General features: G+C 39.1%; 19 protein-coding genes. 13 read left to right on the top strand and 6 right to left on the bottom strand.

The window, feature by feature from the left end; genetic code table 11:
• Positions 1 to 22 precede the first annotated feature (22 nt).
• A complete protein-coding gene (locus tag ACFX40_RS19120; protein WP_013057801.1) occupies positions 23 to 394 on the top strand; it encodes a hypothetical protein in 372 nt (123 codons plus the stop codon).
• 44 nt (positions 395 to 438) lie between these two features.
• The gene (locus ACFX40_RS19115) at positions 439 to 972 is read left to right on the top strand and encodes a GNAT family N-acetyltransferase (RefSeq protein WP_377255877.1); all 534 of its coding nucleotides are present in this window, start codon (positions 439 to 441) and stop codon (positions 970 to 972) included.
• A 238-nt stretch (positions 973 to 1,210) separates the two neighbouring features.
• Here the strand turns inward: ACFX40_RS19115 and ACFX40_RS19110 are convergent, their stop codons facing one another.
• Entirely contained in the window at positions 1,211 to 1,972 is a 762-nt protein-coding gene (locus ACFX40_RS19110) for a MerR family transcriptional regulator (protein ID WP_377255874.1), read from the bottom strand.
• Positions 1,973 to 2,130: 158 nt separating this feature from the next.
• On the opposite strand from ACFX40_RS19110, the gene ACFX40_RS19105 reads away from it, so the two are divergent.
• Positions 2,131 to 2,583, top strand: coding sequence for a MarR family winged helix-turn-helix transcriptional regulator (locus tag ACFX40_RS19105; RefSeq protein ID WP_013057798.1), 453 nt, complete (start codon positions 2,131 to 2,133; stop codon positions 2,581 to 2,583).
• 22 nt (positions 2,584 to 2,605) lie between these two features.
• A complete protein-coding gene (locus ACFX40_RS19100; RefSeq protein ID WP_028409206.1) occupies positions 2,606 to 4,213 on the top strand; it encodes an MDR family MFS transporter in 1,608 nt (535 codons plus the stop codon).
• A gap of 34 nt (positions 4,214 to 4,247) precedes the next feature.
• On the opposite strand, the gene ACFX40_RS19095 is transcribed toward ACFX40_RS19100, so the two are convergent.
• Positions 4,248 to 4,400, bottom strand: a complete 153-nt coding sequence (locus tag ACFX40_RS19095) for a hypothetical protein (protein WP_013057796.1) — start codon at positions 4,398 to 4,400, stop codon at positions 4,248 to 4,250.
• A gap of 25 nt (positions 4,401 to 4,425) precedes the next feature.
• Positions 4,426 to 4,608 (bottom strand): YolD-like family protein, encoded by a 183-nt coding sequence (locus tag ACFX40_RS19090; RefSeq protein ID WP_028409205.1) that lies wholly within the window; start codon positions 4,606 to 4,608, stop codon positions 4,426 to 4,428.
• Positions 4,609 to 5,221: 613 nt separating this feature from the next.
• Here ACFX40_RS19090 and ACFX40_RS19085 point away from each other — a divergent pair.
• Positions 5,222 to 7,030 (top strand): assimilatory sulfite reductase (NADPH) flavoprotein subunit, encoded by a 1,809-nt coding sequence (locus ACFX40_RS19085; protein ID WP_028409204.1) that lies wholly within the window; start codon positions 5,222 to 5,224, stop codon positions 7,028 to 7,030.
• A gap of 22 nt (positions 7,031 to 7,052) precedes the next feature.
• Positions 7,053 to 8,774, top strand: a complete 1,722-nt coding sequence (gene cysI / locus ACFX40_RS19080; RefSeq protein WP_016764771.1) for an assimilatory sulfite reductase (NADPH) hemoprotein subunit — start codon at positions 7,053 to 7,055, stop codon at positions 8,772 to 8,774.
• Between the two features lie 49 nt (positions 8,775 to 8,823).
• On the opposite strand, the gene ACFX40_RS19075 is transcribed toward cysI, so the two are convergent.
• Positions 8,824 to 9,090, bottom strand: a complete 267-nt coding sequence (locus ACFX40_RS19075; protein WP_034650713.1) for a hypothetical protein — start codon at positions 9,088 to 9,090, stop codon at positions 8,824 to 8,826.
• A gap of 199 nt (positions 9,091 to 9,289) precedes the next feature.
• On the opposite strand from ACFX40_RS19075, the gene ACFX40_RS19070 reads away from it, so the two are divergent.
• Positions 9,290 to 10,039, top strand: coding sequence for an SDR family NAD(P)-dependent oxidoreductase (locus ACFX40_RS19070; protein WP_028409201.1), 750 nt, complete (start codon positions 9,290 to 9,292; stop codon positions 10,037 to 10,039).
• A 40-nt stretch (positions 10,040 to 10,079) separates the two neighbouring features.
• On the opposite strand, the gene ACFX40_RS19065 is transcribed toward ACFX40_RS19070, so the two are convergent.
• Together ACFX40_RS19065 and ACFX40_RS19060 are read right to left on the bottom strand one after the other, a co-directional pair.
• The gene (locus tag ACFX40_RS19065; RefSeq protein ID WP_377255870.1) at positions 10,080 to 10,610 is read right to left on the bottom strand and encodes a GNAT family N-acetyltransferase; all 531 of its coding nucleotides are present in this window, start codon (positions 10,608 to 10,610) and stop codon (positions 10,080 to 10,082) included.
• Positions 10,611 to 10,858: 248 nt separating this feature from the next.
• Positions 10,859 to 11,863, bottom strand: a complete 1,005-nt coding sequence (locus ACFX40_RS19060) for a DUF3231 family protein (protein ID WP_377255867.1) — start codon at positions 11,861 to 11,863, stop codon at positions 10,859 to 10,861.
• 317 nt (positions 11,864 to 12,180) lie between these two features.
• On the opposite strand from ACFX40_RS19060, the gene ACFX40_RS19055 reads away from it, so the two are divergent.
• From ACFX40_RS19055 to ACFX40_RS19030, 6 genes are all read left to right on the top strand, one after another.
• On the top strand, positions 12,181 to 12,975 hold the full coding sequence (locus ACFX40_RS19055; protein ID WP_028409198.1) for an AAC(3) family N-acetyltransferase: 795 nt from the start codon (positions 12,181 to 12,183) through the stop codon (positions 12,973 to 12,975).
• A 270-nt stretch (positions 12,976 to 13,245) separates the two neighbouring features.
• Positions 13,246 to 14,478: an NADP-dependent malic enzyme gene (gene ystJ, locus ACFX40_RS19050; protein ID WP_060746334.1), complete on the top strand. Its 1,233-nt coding sequence runs from the start codon at positions 13,246 to 13,248 to the stop codon at positions 14,476 to 14,478.
• Positions 14,479 to 14,642: 164 nt separating this feature from the next.
• Positions 14,643 to 14,948: an antibiotic biosynthesis monooxygenase family protein gene (locus ACFX40_RS19045; RefSeq protein ID WP_013057785.1), complete on the top strand. Its 306-nt coding sequence runs from the start codon at positions 14,643 to 14,645 to the stop codon at positions 14,946 to 14,948.
• Positions 14,945 to 15,310: a hypothetical protein gene (locus ACFX40_RS19040; protein ID WP_028409196.1), complete on the top strand. Its 366-nt coding sequence runs from the start codon at positions 14,945 to 14,947 to the stop codon at positions 15,308 to 15,310. Before ACFX40_RS19045 ends, ACFX40_RS19040 begins: the two co-directional genes overlap by 4 nt.
• A gap of 191 nt (positions 15,311 to 15,501) precedes the next feature.
• Positions 15,502 to 16,146: a hypothetical protein gene (locus tag ACFX40_RS19035; protein WP_102813089.1), complete on the top strand. Its 645-nt coding sequence runs from the start codon at positions 15,502 to 15,504 to the stop codon at positions 16,144 to 16,146.
• Positions 16,147 to 16,245: 99 nt separating this feature from the next.
• A complete protein-coding gene (locus tag ACFX40_RS19030) occupies positions 16,246 to 16,665 on the top strand; it encodes an Rrf2 family transcriptional regulator (protein ID WP_028409194.1) in 420 nt (139 codons plus the stop codon).
• Positions 16,666 to 16,764: the final 99 nt, after the last annotated feature.

The raw sequence follows: 16,764 nt of genomic DNA, 5'->3' as shown, positions 1-16,764 counted from the left end.
TAGAAGCAAAGGAAGATGAGAAATGCGGAAACACCGTACGTATGAAACGCTAGTTGATCTTTATCAAAAAAGCGCCAAAATTCATTATGAAATCGATTATCGAGATAAAAAATCTGTAAAAAAAGGCAATCGAGCTGCAGAAGATATGAAAAAAATTGCGCAGCTCATTCATTTATATTATCCAGGCATGCTGTTTGAATTTGCAACACTGCTGACGAATCCTACTTATCGAATTGATTTATGGGCTGCACATCATATTTTAGAAATCATGAGCTATTCACCAATGCTTGAGGACAACGCGCTTTCCGTCATTGAACGCTACGCCGATGAAAATGATTTTACAGCTTTAGGAAATCGCATGTGGTTAGATCAGTGGAGAGAAAAACAGCGCTAAAACTCGGCTAAGCAAACAAGAATAACTAAAAGGAAGATAGGTATATGAGTTTACGTACATTAAAGAATGGTATAGGCGTCACCATTCGAGAAGCAGAATCAAAAGACGCAGAGAAAATGATTGCTTTTTACAATCGAGTGGGAGGAGAAAGTGATTTTCTGTCATTTGGAGAAGGGGAGTTTCTTAGACCAGTTTCAGAGTATGAAGTGTTTTTAGCTTCTGTAAAACAAGAGCAAAATGCTCTTATAGTTGTGGCTGAAAACAAAGAGAAAATCATTAGTATTGCATCCATCACCTCGTCTCAAAACCCGCGTAATAAGCATGTGGGAACCCTCGGTATTGTAGTAGAGAAATCTTATAACGGGCTAGGGTTAGGCAGACAGCTAATGATTGAGCTGATTGAATGGGCACGTACGAATAAACAAACAAAAAAAATCGAACTTGTGACGCGAGAAGATAACAAAAGAGCTATTTCTTTATACAGGGAGCTAGGGTTTCAAACAGAAGGATTAAAAGAAAAAGACACCTATATAAATGGCGTGTACTATAATACAATGCTTATGGGTCTTCATTTATAAAAAGAGGCTGGAATAAAAGTATATTAAGTGAATGAAAATCCGAACGATGAATCGTTCGGATTTTTTCATTGTGGTGATGAACATAGGCTTCATATTGGTAGTGTTTCTAGCGGTTTTGGAGGCTCAGCGGCGCCCGCGGAACGCGAAGCCTTGGACGGAAATCAACAGCGGCGGAACAAGCAGTTCAGATCATATATGCTAATTGTTCGTCTTTAGATTGCATTGATGTAGTTATATCTCAGTCTTTTGGTTTATTATTTTTAGCGTCTGCAAATACACTCATCGCCTCGTTCATAAATTTGGCTAATCCTTTTCCATAGCTGTCAATGGTAGTTGTAAATCGCTCATCTTGCACATACATTTCTCCAAGACCTTTAAAGGCTTCTAATGAATACGTTCCAAAGTTTTTATTTAAAAATTGATACCATGTCGCAATAGCTTTTTGAGCTTCTGTAGAGGATGGTGACAGATCACGAAGCGAAGCTAAGTGAGTGTAGATACTTTCCCATTCGTTTGACATGTGCTGCTGTTCTTCTTGTGAGAAGCTTTGTACTTTTTCATTTGCTTCATCTACCCGCTGGTTTCCCCAGCGCTTCCGTGCTTCTTCTTCGTATGGGTTATGCGAAAAATCCAGTCCTTTAAACCGCTCTTTTTCGTTCATTTCAATCGCTCCTTCTTCATATTGAATCGTTTTATTAATGGTTACGATCATTTGATCGAGCCGACTGCGTTTTTCAATCAGCATGTTTTTTTGCAGTATCAACGCTTCTGTGCGATTAAACGTCGGGTCTGCTATAATCTCGTGAATTTGTTTTAAAGGGAAGCCAAGTTCTTTAAAAAATAATATTTGCTGAAGCATATCGAGATTAGCCGGTGAATAAAGCCGGTAACCGGATTCACTAACGGCATCAGGTTTTAATAGCCCGATTTCATCATAGTGATGCAGCGTGCGGACGCTGATTCCTACTAAGTCAGCAACTTCTTTTACTTTTCTGTTCATTCTTTCATCTCCCTTCTGAAATCTACTATAAAATATAACGCAGCGTAAGGGTCAATACTAAAAAAGAAATAATTGACTTTTAGTTTATATGCATTTATATTTAATTAGCATTAACTATTTATAACATGAAATAAATAAGCAAGCCTGGAGGAATAGATGTGACAAAAAGCAATCAGTATCTTGGAGAGATTCGTTCATCGCTTCAAGTGCTATTTGAAAAAATGCAGCCCGAAATGATGGAGAGTTTAAATGAGCATGAGATGACTCCTACGCAATTATTTGTTCTTTCTTATTTAAAGAAAGTAGGGAGCAGTAAGGTTTCTCAAATTGCAGAACTAATGGATGTAAAACCGAGCGCCGTGACTCTTTTAGTAGATCGTCTCGAACAGCACAATTTTGTTGTAAGAGAACATAATAAAGAGGACAGACGAGTCGTTGATATTACCTTAACAGAATTTGGGCATCGCAAGCTTGAAGATGTGCTGAATGGTCGAAAAGCCATTATGGACCGCTATCTTTTGCATCTAACAGAAGAAGAGCTTTCCATGATGGCTTCTATTACGAAAAAGCTTGCAACATCAGCTGCTTCTTATAAAGATAAGCAGCAGTAACAAAAAAGAGGAGAGACACACGATGGAAAATCAAAAAAATTCAAAGCGCACGCTTTTATTAATTGGGTTAATTATTGCGATGTTCTTTTCTGCACTTGATGGAACCATTGTCGGAACAGCTATGCCAAGAATCGTAGGAGATCTTGGTGGTTTAAGCATGATGACATGGCTGACAACAGCCTATTTGTTAACGTCGACAACAGTTGTTCCGATTGCAGGAAAGCTCGCTGATTTAGTAGGACGCAGAGTAATTTATGTTACAGGACTTATTATTTTTATGGTTGCTTCTGCTCTATGTGGAATGGCAAATAACATGACAGAGCTTATTTTATTCCGTGCATTACAAGGAATTGGCGGCGGCGTTATGATGCCGATGGCAATGATTGTAATCGGTGATTTATTTACAGGAAAAGCACGAGCAAAGTTTCAAGGAGTATTCGGAGGAATTTACGGTCTTGCTTCTGTCATCGGTCCACAAATTGGCGGATGGATTGTTGATTCACTGAACTGGAAATGGGTGTTTTACATCAACTTGCCGGTAGGTATACTCGCTACCGTTTTTATTGCCCTGGGGCTTCAAGGAAAGAAACATACGGGACCTGTGAAATTCGATGTAGCCGGTATGTTCACAATGGTTATCGGAGTAGTGAGCTTGCTTTTGGCCCTGAGCTTTGGAGGAAAAGACTACGACTGGAACTCTTGGCAAATTGTTAGTCTATTTACACTGGCTGTTGTTGGGATCATAAGCTTTATTATTGTGGAAAAGAAAGCGAAAGAGCCGATTCTTCCGATGTATTTATTTAAGAACCGAACGTTTACGCTGTTAAATATCATTGGCTTTTTTATGAGCATCGGCATGTTCGGAGCCATTACGTTTGTTCCGTTCTTTATGCAAGGAATCGTTGGAGTCAGCGCCTCGGAATCCGGTACCATTATGACACCGATGATGATTTCAATGATTGTGACAAGTATTATTGGAGGGCAGCTTGTTTATAAAGTTGGAATCAAGCCTCAAATTGTTACGGGTATGCTCATTATGGCAGGAGGGTTCTTCTTGTTAACAACATTAGACCTTCATACTAGCAAACTTGTTGCCACTTCTTATATGGCCATAATCGGTTTAGGAATGGGTCTTGTAATGCCAATTTTAACACTTGCTCTTCAAGAGAGCTTTTCAAAAGAAGAGCTCGGTGTGGTTACATCATCAAGTCAATTTTTCCGTTCAATTGGAGGAACGTTCGGTATTACGATCTTAGGAGCGGTAATGAATGCAAAATCAGGTACGCTTCTTAGTGACAAACTCGTTCCATATTTAAACACATTGCCTGCTCAAGCAAGTGCTTTTGCAGACGGGTTTAAAAAAGCGATTGATACGAATCCTGAAAGTGTGCTGCAGATGCTGTTTAGCCCTGAGGCACTAAAGAGTATTCCAGCTGCGCTTTCAGACAGCATTGTGCCAATTTTGAAGACCTCGCTAATGAGCGCATTGCACAGCGTCTTTTTCATGGGCTTAGCTTTTATTATTTTAGGAGCGGTATGCACATTGTTCTTAAGGCAGATCAAGCTTTCAAATAAAAAAGCAGAAGAAAAACCAGAAGAAGGCATTGCTGAAGTAGAGCCATCACATTAAAAAAAGCGCACAAATTTGTGCGCTTTTTTCTATATTAGCTAGTGGTTTCATTAGGCTTACGAAGAAAAGGGGATTGTTTAGACGTGTCATACGAAATTTGATCAAGCAAATACGTTAAATATAAGTTCAGTTCAAACCTATCTTCTGACACAAAATCTGTAAGCGCTTGCTTATTATCTTTCCACATGGTAATTCCTCCTTAATTTTACGTACTAATGAATGGATTTAATATCAGAAAGCAAAAGGGAAACAACGGCTTCATTTTCGTCTTTTACGGATAGAATTTGCTGATGGAGATTTAAGTTGTGCACGCGGCCTTTGCACGTTTGCAGCGTTCCATTTTTATAGTAAGAAACAGTTATCGTCCCACTTTTCGTTAATTCTCGTAAAAACATTCAAGAAGCCTCCTTAAAAAAGATTACCTGATTTAAAAGCCAGTCCTTTCATTTGAGATGAGCAAAAGGGAATTGTATGTACTGCAAGCTTCCCTTTATATTCTTCAACGTGTATGAATAGATGGAATAAAAGGTTGCTAGCTCACCTATAAACTGTCCTAAATTTCAGAATATACTGTCTTTTTCGTATAGTGTTTTTTAAAAGGATTAATGTTACATTTATTATGTAACATTCTGATGAGAAAGAAAACCGTTTCTACAAAACTTCTCTAAAAATTACAAAATATTCATATTCACGTGAAGGATGTAGAATGAACAAATATAGAAGTAACTGCGTTTATAAAAAACGTAAATACAGCTTCAATTATTAATGATCTTAATACTAATTATCAATTATATGTATTTTACTAATTTATTCTTCTCCGATAAAATGCAGGTAGACGAATTTGATAAGAATTTTCTAATGATTTATATAATTAAATTTGATATAATCTATAGGAATAATAATGTATGAAGGGAAACATCATTGATTAATTAGACACAGGTATTATGTTGAAGATGATTCGTAAAAGCATACATATTTAAATTATATATTTTTGTGAGGTGGACAGTGTTGCAACTTAAGGTAGTAAACAGCCCTTTTAATCAAGAACAAGCAGATTTGCTTAATCGCCTTCTGCCGACATTAACAGAAGCACAAAAAATGTGGTTGAGCGGTTATTTAACAGCATCTCAATCTACGTCTGCCGAAGGAACGCCAGACGTTTCTACAGCAGCGCCTGCTCAAACGAAGCAGACAGTTTCAAAAGACGTAACGATTCTTTACGGATCACAAACAGGAAATGCTCAAGGACTTGCTGAAAATACAGGCAAAACGCTTGAAGCAAAAGGTTTTAATGTAACTGTATCTTCTATGAATGATTTCAAACCAAATAATTTAAAGAAACTTGAAAATTTATTAATTGTCGTAAGTACACATGGAGAAGGAGAGCCGCCTGATAATGCGCTATCTTTCCATGAATTTCTTCACGGCCGTCGAGCGCCAAAACTTGAGAACTTCCGCTTCTCTGTCTTATCGCTTGGAGACAGCTCATACGAATTTTTCTGTCAAACAGGAAAAGAATTTGATGTGCGCTTAGCAGAACTTGGCGGTGAAAGACTGTATCCGCGCGTTGACTGTGACTTAGATTTTGAAGAGCCCGCGAATAAATGGCTTAAAGGTGTTATTGACGGATTAAGCGAAGCGAAAGGACACAGCGCTTCGGCGACTGTTCCAGCGGAAGCTCCTGCAGGAACTTCACCATATTCAAGAACAAATCCTTTTAAAGCAGAAGTGCTTGAGAACTTAAACTTAAACGGCCGCGGATCAAATAAAGAAACGCGACACTTAGAACTATCTCTAGAAGGTTCAGGTTTGACGTATGAACCAGGAGACAGTTTAGGTATTTATCCTGAAAATGACCCGGAACTTGTTGATCTTCTTCTTAACGAATTCAAGTGGGATGCAAGTGAAAGTGTAACGGTGAATAAAGAAGGAGAAACGCGTCCTCTTAGAGAAGCGCTAACCTCTAATTTTGAAATTACCGTTTTAACAAAACCGCTTTTAAAGCAAGCAGCTGAGCTTACTGGAAACGATAAGTTAAAAGCGCTTGTAGAAAATCGCGAGGAATTAAAAGCATACACACAAGGCCGTGATGTGATTGACTTAGTTCGTGACTTCGGCCCATGGAACGTATCGGCACAAGAGTTTGTAGCCATTCTACGTAAAATGCCAGCGCGCCTTTACTCGATTGCAAGCAGCTTATCAGCAAACCCTGATGAAGTTCATCTAACAATCGGAGCGGTACGCTACGAAGCGCATGGACGCGAGCGCAAAGGTGTTTGTTCAGTCCTTTGTTCAGAACGTTTGCAGCCGGGCGATACGATTCCTGTATACCTTCAAAGCAATAAAAACTTTAAGCTGCCTCAAGATCAAGAAACGCCAATTATTATGGTAGGACCTGGTACAGGTGTGGCTCCGTTCCGCTCATTTATGCAAGAGCGTGAAGAAACAGGGGCAAAAGGCAAGTCATGGATGTTCTTTGGAGATCAGCACTTCGTAACAGACTTCCTTTACCAAACAGAATGGCAAAAGTGGTTAAAAGATGGTGTACTGACAAAAATGGACGTGGCGTTTTCACGCGATACTGAAGAAAAAGTATACGTACAAAACCGTATGCTCGAACATAGTAAAGAATTATTCCAATGGTTAGAAGAAGGCGCATCTTTTTATGTGTGCGGAGATAAAACAAATATGGCACGCGACGTGCACAACACGCTAGTTGAAATTATCGAAACAGAAGGCAAGATGAGCCGTGAACAGGCGGAAGGTTACCTTGCTGAAATGAAGAAACAAAAACGTTATCAGCGTGATGTATACTGAGGATTGAAAGGAGATTTTCAACATGGTAAACAAAATTTTAAAAGCGCCCGAAGGTCCTCCAAGTGACGTTGAGCGCATAAAAGATGAAAGTAATTATTTGCGCGGTACATTAGGAGAAACAATGCTAGACCGCATCAGCTCAGGTATTTCTGAAGACGATAATCGTTTGATGAAGTTCCACGGAAGCTACTTGCAAGATGACCGAGATCTTCGTAACGAACGCCAAAAACAAAAGCTAGAGCCAGCTTACCAATTCATGCTGCGCGTCCGTACGCCAGGCGGTGTTTCAACACCAGAACAGTGGCTAGTGATGGATGATTTAGCACAAAAATACGGAAATGGAACGTTAAAGCTGACGACTCGTCAGGCATTCCAAATGCACGGAATTTTAAAGTGGAACATGAAGAAAACGATTCAAGAAATTCATGCTTCTTTATTAGACACAATTGCAGCTTGCGGAGATGTAAACCGTAACGTAATGTGCAACCCGAATCCCTATCAGTCAGAAGTGCACGCTGAAGTATTCGAATGGTCAAAAAAATTAAGTGATTACTTATTACCTCGTACAAGAGCGTACCACGAACTTTGGCTAGATGAAGAGAAAGTGATCAGCACACCGGAAGTGGAAGAAGAAGTGGAACCAATGTATGGTCCGCTCTATTTGCCAAGAAAGTTCAAAATTGGCGTAGCTGTTCCACCGTCTAATGATATTGACGTGTATTCACAAGACCTTGGCTTTATTGCTATTTTAGAAGACGAGAAACTTGTTGGGTTTAACGTAGCAATCGGCGGCGGTATGGGTATGACGCACGGAGATAAAGCAACTTACCCTCAGCTTGCAAAAGTGATTGGGTTCTGTCGACCTGATCAAATTCTAGAAGTAGCTGAAAAAATCATTACGATTCAACGTGATTATGGAAACCGCTCTGTACGTAAAAACGCGCGTTTTAAATACACGGTTGATCGTCTGGGATTAGAAACGGTAAAAGAAGAGCTTGAAAATCGTCTGGGCTGGAGCTTAGACGAAGCAAAATCTTATCACTTTGATCATAACGGCGACCGCTACGGCTGGGAAAAAGGTGTAAAAGGAAAATGGCACTTTACTCTTTTTGTTCAAGGTGGACGTATTGCTGACTTTGAAGACTATAAGCTTATGACGGGTCTTCGTGAAATTGCAAAAGTTCATAGCGGTGATTTTCGTTTAACGGCCAATCAAAACTTAATTATCGCGAACGTATCAACTGAAAAGAAAAAACAAATTAGTGATCTTATCGAACAATACGGATTAACTGACGGCAAGCATTATTCGGCTCTTCGCCGCAGCTCATTAGCTTGCGTATCGCTTCCAACTTGCGGGCTTGCGATGGCAGAAGCTGAGCGTTATCTCCCAGTTCTTCTTGAGAAAATTGAAGCAATTGTAGATGAAAATGGTCTTCGCGATAAAGAAATCACGATTCGTATGACGGGCTGTCCTAACGGCTGTGCACGGCCTGCTTTAGGTGAAATTGCTTTTATTGGTAAAGCACCGGGCAAATACAACATGTATCTTGGAGCAGCATTTGACGGTAGCCGCTTAAGTAAAATGTACCGTGAAAATATCAGTGAAGAAGAAATTTTAAATGAGCTGCGCGTCTTACTTCCTCGCTATGCAAAAGAGAGAGAAGAAGGCGAGCACTTTGGTGACTTTGTCATCCGCGCTGGAGTAATTGAAGCTGTAACAGACGGCACGAATTTCCACGCGTAATATGTATAAAGGGACTTTTCTAACTTACAGAAAAGTCCCTTTTTCTATTTTAATATTCTCTAACAAATACAGCTACTCCAAATACGCCTAATCTTTCAGCAGTAATTTGTTCAAAGCCGTTGTCAAGTAAACAATGAGCTGCAGTGCGGTAGCGCTGACCTTGAGCTAACAAGCGTCCGCAAGGATTTGCGCTGCCGATTACTGTTGCTTCTACGACAGTACGAGGAGCTTGTCTATCCAAAGGGTTTCGCTCCCAAAGAATTGTCACCACATCCGGAGGACGGGGAATAGATACATTACCTGTGTGTTCATGCATAGCCATCACCTCCTTACACTATAGTAAATGCAAAAAATGACAGACTGCTTGTACACGCGCTGATTTTTATTAAAAAAGGCATTCAACTACGCCTAAATTAACTGTTTTTCTAACAATAAAGCGCTTAATAGAAAAGGTTAGTAGAAAAAAAGAATGCTATAATATAAAAGGGACTAATTTTTTCCAAGGAGGGAGAAACATGCAGCAAAAACGAGTAGCGGTTATTACAGGGGGAGCAAGCGGAATTGGCAAAGAAACTGCCTTAAAGTTTGCGCAAAAAGGAGACGCGGTGGTCATTGCTGATTATGATGAAGAGAAAGGAAAAGAGACTCTGCAAAAAATTGAAGAAGCTGGAGGGAGCGCTTTATTTGTGCAAACGGACGTCACAAAGTTTGAAGAAGTGGAAGCACTGATTGAGGAAACTGTGAACCGCTTCGGGCGAATTGATGTTATGTTTAACAATGCAGGTATTGGACGCCCTACATCTATTTTAGATCAAGACTTAGAAGAATATCACCGTATTATTAATGTGAATCAGCACGGCGTTACATATGGGATTATGGCAGCGGGCAGGAAAATGAGAGAGTTAGGTATTAAAGGCGTCATTATCAATACGGCATCTATTTTTAGCTTTTTAGCCTCACCCGGAACGTATGCTTATCACGCAACAAAAGGAGCTGTTGTGATGATGACAAAATCAGCTGCGCTAGATTTAGCTAAATATGGTATTCGCGTCGTCGCCATTGCACCAGGATTTGTTGATACGCCCATTATTCAAGGCTATAAAGATAACGGTATGATTGAAGGAATGAAAGCGAAAACGATGAGCAGAGAGCTCACTGCACCACAACAAATTGCAAATATGGTTTATTTGCTTTCCTTAGAAGAAGCGGGAGCTGTAAACGGCAGCGTCATCATGGCTGATGATGGGTATGCGGCATTTAAATAAAACGAAAAAGGATTCTTTTTAAGAAAAGAATCCTTTTTTATTATGTAGTAGGCAGTGAACTATAAACAAACGTATCGTGAGTTTTTCCGTTTTGATACATATAGTTTTTTAACACTCCTTCTTTTTGAAACCCAAACTTTTCAAGCACATGCTGTGATGCTTTGTTTTCAAGAAACACAACAGCTCCAATCCGCACTAGCTGAAGGGTATCAAACCCATACGCCATAACAGCCGAAGCAGCTTCTGAAGCATAGCCATGACCCCAGTGCTGAGGGTGTAGCTCATAGCCAATTTCCGCACGCTTATGCTTTTGGTTCCACTGATTAAATCCAACTGTCCCGATTAATTCCTTCGTATCGAGCCGTTCAATTCCCCAGCGCATGCCTTTTTGATTTCTGTAATTTTCAGCAAAAATATCGATTAGAACCAGAGCTTCTTGAATAGTTGTGAATTTTTCTTGCCCGTAATATCTAATAACTTCTTTCTGAGAGAAGCAGTCAAAAATAGTATCTGCATCGACTTCTGTTATTTCACGCAGTGTAGTGCGAGGTGTACGAAGAATAGGAAACATACTTTTCTCCTTTCTATTTTATATAAAAATTTATATAGAAAGATTTCGTCAGCTCAGAGAAAATACCTTTTATTTTATTTTTCTGTTATAAATTAAGTAGAAATATGAGCTAAACGACTAAGAAAAAGACAGGAACAACCTCTAAATAACACAAACAGTTGTTACGTACTAGCACTAAAAACAGTATACTAAAAAAACAAATAGAGCTAGCTGCACGTAGAGCAGCTAGCTTTCCTGTAGGAAAGAACCTATTTTTTAGTTAACTGATTGCGATCTTCAATTTGAGGAGGCTCTTCAAGCCATCCGTTTTGAATCATGACTTTACCGCCTTCTTTCGCAAAGAAATAAATATCTTTAGCCAGCTGCAGCATCTTTAGTGGCAAATCACTTCGTAAACTAAAAGCGCCTCCTAAAGCATTGCTTCCTAGACCGAAGGTGCTCAGAAGACTCGTGTTATACATCATTAATTTATCTGAAAAAGGGGAGATCGTTGAGCTTGTCGCTTTTTCTGCATGCGTAGCAGGAGGCTCTATATAGCTATGACGTAAAATATCTCCTAGTTCTGTTTCAATTTTTTTTGAAAGCTTCATTCCGTTGACAAAATGCTGCTGTGCCTCTTTGTTGCTAGCTGCCTGAGCAAAGCCAATCATCAGCTGCATTCCTACAAGATTTGTATCAACCGCATGTTGGATAAGAGACACTTCAATTGTATTAAGTGATCTTTTTTCACTAAGCCAGCTTAATCCTCCGATATAATTTTGTTCGTGGACAAACCGAACTTCTTTTGGCATTGAAACGTAAGGAGGCTTTGCAATGACGCCGGTTTCTAATAATATCTGAGTAGACTGATTGTATATTTGCTGCGCTTCTGCTGTTGCGTTTACGAAAAAACTTCTGATATCTTCCCGGTAGGACATCGTTGAATGCAAAGCGAACAGTCCAGTCTCAATTTGAGCCATTAAGCGTACGTACATGACTTCAAACATAGGGTCGAACAGTTTCGGCACTCCTAGATTTACATCATGTTTAGTAAAGCCTAAAGGAATAACTGCACCTTCGTGCTCTAAAATTTCTTTGATTCGCTCCGTAATATTTAATGAGTCGCTATAATACAGCTCAAAAAGCTCTTTATGATCTTCTTTACCTTCAAGACAATATTCTAAAAACCTCAAAATCATCGTTTTTTCCTGATAAGTCATCCATAAGTTAGCAAGCTCCGAGGACGTGAGCGGCGGAAATTTTGATGTGCTCATTGTACACATTCCTCCTGAAAATAGTGATAGGTAAATATGTATAGCTTCATTAGTATTTCTTTTATTTATAGGAATATTCTTCTTTTTAATTTATTGAAAAGCTTCAGTAGCGGTTATTATAGTAAGATAGTTGAAGGAAATAAACTTTACCAGCAAGTCAGTTGTATGATAACTGATATGAATAAAACTAAGTTTTTCTATTACTTTAAATAATTTGACAATTGATGTTATTCTTACTATTATGGAAACATAAGTTTTACATATATTGCTAGAGTTCAGCAACAAATTCTAGCAGCACCATAAGTAAGGAGCTTACGATGAAGCACATTGTCCAAGCAACAGATCATCCTAGAACGAAAGATACATTAAAAGAAGATTTACGCAGATTAGGCATAACAAAAGGGATGACTATCATGGTTCATTCTTCGCTATCTTCATTAGGGTGGGTAAACGGAGGTTCAGTAGCCGTTGTTCAAGCTTTAATGGAGACAGTGACAGAGGAAGGAACGATCGTGATGCCGTCACAGTCGGTCGATCTTTCGGATCCATCAGAATGGGGCAATCCGGCTGTGCCAAAAGAGTGGTGGGAAACTATTCGGGAAACGATGCCCGCATATGATCCAGTTTATACACCAACAAGCGGTATGGGACAAATCGTGGAAACTTTTCGAACATACCCTGGCGTAAGAAGAAGCAGCCATCCAATGTATTCATTCGCCGCTTGGGGGAAGGACAGCGAAGATATCTTAAAAGATCATTCCCTTGAATTCAGTTTAGGCGAAAATTCTCCTCTTGAAAGGCTTTACAAAAAACATGCCTTTGTTTTATTATTAGGTGTCGGGTTTGGGAACAATACTTCTTTTCATCTAGCAGAATATCGTATTCCATATCGAAACGTGATTCAAAAAGGATCTCCAGTTATGGATGCAGGAAAGCGAGTATGGAAGACGTATAAAGAATTAGAGTTTCGAGAAGAGCTGTTTGAAAAGATAGGTGAAGCGTTTATTGAAGCAAAAGGAATAAAAGCTGAAAAAATCGGTTCAGCATGTGCATACTTCTTTTCAATGCCTAAAGCCGTCGATTTTGCTGAAATACATTTGAAAGCGCTATAGTGAGCGGTTGTATGCTTTCTAAGTTGTCTGTATATCAGACAACTTAAAGTGAGACAAACATGAGTCGCCGCCGCGTCCAGACTTTATATTAACAAAGCGCATAAGTGGTTTAAGCAAGATAGTTTACTTTTTATATTCCTTGTTTCATAATGGCACTTGGCAGTGAATTTATTCGGTCAGGTTGTCTTACAATTATGGAGATAAAAAGCAAGTGTTAAATAAATTCATTAAAAAATTTAAATGTATAGAAAAAAAGGAGAGAATACAATTATGTCACTACGTGATCAAGCACTACATATGCATCAAGAAAAACAAGGTAAGTTAGAAGTTAAATCAAAAGTTGAAGTTCAAAACGCTCAAGATTTAAGCTTAGCTTACTCTCCAGGAGTAGCAGAACCTTGTAAAGAAATTCATGAACATCCAGAAACGGTGTATGATTACACAATGAAAGGAAACATGGTCGGCGTTGTGACAAATGGTACGGCTGTTCTTGGCCTTGGAAACATCGGACCTGCAGCTTCACTTCCTGTTATGGAAGGAAAAGCAATTTTATTTAAAAGCTTTGCAGGCGTAGACGCATTCCCAATTGCACTTGATACAACAGATACAGATAAAATTGTTGAAACTGTGAAATTAATGGCTCACACATTCGGAGGCATTAACTTAGAAGATATCGCAGCTCCACAGTGCTTTGAAATTGAAGAGCGCTTGAAAAAAGAAGTAGATATTCCTGTGTTCCATGATGATCAGCATGGTACAGCAATCGTAACGGTAGCAGGACTTGTAAATGCATTAAAAATTGTAAACAAATCAATGGAAGACTTAAAAATCGTTTTAAATGGAGCAGGAGCTGCCGGCATTGCCATTACAAAACTTCTTTATTCTTACGGCGTACGTGACATGATTATGTGTGACACAAGAGGCGCTATTTATGAAGGACGCTCTCAAGGTATGAACAAAGTAAAAGCGGAAGTGGCTTCTTATACAAATGTAAACAAAGAAAGCGGTACGCTAAGCGATGTAATTAAAGGCGCAGATGTATTTATCGGCGTATCTGCAGCAGATGCATTATCTCAAGAGATGGTTAAATCAATGAATGAAGATGCAATTATCTTTGCGATGGCAAATCCTAATCCAGAAATCAAGCCGGACGCTGCAAAAGAAGCAGGAGCGGCTGTTATTGGAACAGGTCGTTCAGACTTCCCTAACCAAGTAAATAACGTTCTTGCATTCCCTGGAATTTTCCGCGGTGCGTTAGACGTTCGCGCTACTCATATCAACGAAGAAATGAAAAAAGCTGCTGTTGAAGCAATTGCAGCTCTTATTACAGAAGAAGAGCTAAACGCAGATTACGTTATCCCTGGACCATTTGATCCTCGCGTAGCGCCAGCTGTAGCAGAATCTGTAGCAAAAGCGGCAATGGATTCAGGCGTTGCCCGCATTACAATTGATCCGGCACGTGTAAAAACACATACAGAACAATTAACAAAAATCGAAAACTAATAACGGATAAAAAAGCCCTTTGAAATGCTGTTTCAAAGGGCTTTTTATGTTAAAGACCTGCTGTAACCCCAGTGAAATCTAAACGTAACACCATTTCATCTCCCATATGATGTACAATAAAGAGAAAAGAACCCAGGTTTTGTATCATAAAGGGAGGAACAAAGATGTACACCGTATTTTCAACATTTAATGTACCGGATGAAAAAGCTGAAGAAGTGATTGGAATCTATAAAAATCGTTCAAAATCAGTCGACGAGGCTCCAGGATTTGTAGACTTTCTACTTCTTCAAAACGATAAGCGAGCAGGGGAGCTCACCGTTCAGCTTACATTTGATACGAAAGAGAATTATTTAAGCTGGGTACGAAGCGAAGATTTCAAGCGTATTCATGATTTAGAGAAAAAGTACCCTGATCAAGAACTGGCAGCCGTCATCCCAAAAGTTTCTCAGTACAAAGTGGTGGCACGATGAGTTCACTTCCCGTTAATAAGATCGTCGAAAGAGTAACGGAGAAAATCTACGAGTTAGAACCTTCTTTGCTCGAAAAATTCGGAGAGCGCGGCAAAGAAAGATGTCATGAAGATAATCACTACCATATGAAGTATCTTGAGACAACATATAAGTTAGACAACCTGCAAATTTTTACGGACTATGCCTTATGGTTAAACAATTTACTCACAAGCCGAGGCATGAAAACCCAGCATATTATTGATAATTTTAATTTTATACAAGAAGCGCTGTTTGAACTAGATAATTATGGTGATAAACAAGTACAGGCGTATGTGGCTTACTTAGAAGAAGCAAATCATATACTGAAGCAACAGCAGCTTTAAAAAAGAGGCTAGTACAAAAGTGTTTTAGTTAAAAGAAAATCCGAACGGGTTTGATTCTTGATAGAGAATTCAACTCGTTCGGATTTTTTTATTGGTAGGGTTAGCGTAGGTTTCCTGTATGTAGCTGTGTCTCACTTTTTTGTTTTACATATGTATAAAGGTGGAAATAAAAAAGAAAAAGGAGAATACATATGCAAAAACAGCTAACAAAAGGAATCATGTTCTTAATCGCTATGTGTATGATTGGAAGTGCGTCAGCTTGTTCAGGTGAACCAGCTAATAAAACAAAATCTGATAATCATAAAGCAGAGGAAAAACCAATTGAAGACCGTCAAGAATTGACAAAGCTACAGCAGTATTCAAGCGACCCAGACATTAAAAAAGGGAAAGATGAAGATTTTGACTTGATCGGTACGTTAAAAAAAGACGCTGAAAAAGAAATAACGCTGAATATCGATGATCAACTCGTTAAAGTACCAAAAAGCTCTGGGATGGAAGTGGAAGGCTCACAGCTAAAAGATATGATTAATAAAGAAGTAGAAGCTGAAATTGACGCAGCTAAACAAGAAGCAACTAGTATTGAATTAACTCCAAAAGCAAAAGCAGATAAAAATGGCGTTTATGAACAAGATGGAGACGAGCGTAAAATTGTAGGTGTTTTTATAGAAGAAAGTAACAAACATATAACGGTAAAAGTTCCAAACGGCAAAAAAACGTATCAAAAAAGCACAGACTTTGAAAAAGAAGAAAAGGGCAGTTTAAAAGAAAAGACGGTATACCTTGAAATCAACTCAGCTAATGAAGTAGAAAGTATAGAAAAAGAAGACCGTGAATAAATAAAGCGACAGTTCTTCTTTCCCTCCTTGCTCTCTTGACTTTTCCAACTGTGTCACTTAACGTTACAGTAGAGAAAGAAAAAAGGTGGTTTATGGAAGATGAACAGTGAATTTACCATTGCCGTGCACAGCTTAGTGTTCCTAGCAAATTTACCAGATCACCGAGCAAGCAGTGAATCGATTGCTTATAACATCTGTACTAATCCTGCACGGGTTCGGAAAATAATGAGTACACTCAGAAAAAACAACTTGGTTCGGACAAAAGAAGGGCTAGGCGGCGGTTATACTTTAGGCTGCAGCCCTGCTGAAATAAGTCTTGGATTGATTTACCGGGTTATATCGACAGGAACGCTGAAGCCTCACTGGTGCAGCGGCGACCCTGACGCTGACTGTATTGTCAAATCAAACATTCAAACAGTGATGGACGACATTTTTACAGAGAGTGAGCAAAGCGTAATCAGGCATTTAGATCAAATGACGATCGAAGACGTGCTGAAAAAAGTTAGAACTGCTCACTAAAAAGCACCTTGCATGAGCAAGGGGGACTGACCCCTAATAGTGAGACAAATAAAAAACACCTTTAAGTTAAAAAACGGGTATATACTACCTAACAATCAC

The organism is Priestia sp. YIM B13552, assembly GCF_042787775.1.
Classification (GTDB): Bacteria; Bacillota; Bacilli; order Bacillales; family Bacillaceae_H; genus Priestia; species Priestia megaterium_E.
The sequence above is the reverse complement of the archived record's forward strand: the minus strand, read 5'-3'. Positions and strand labels throughout refer to the sequence as shown.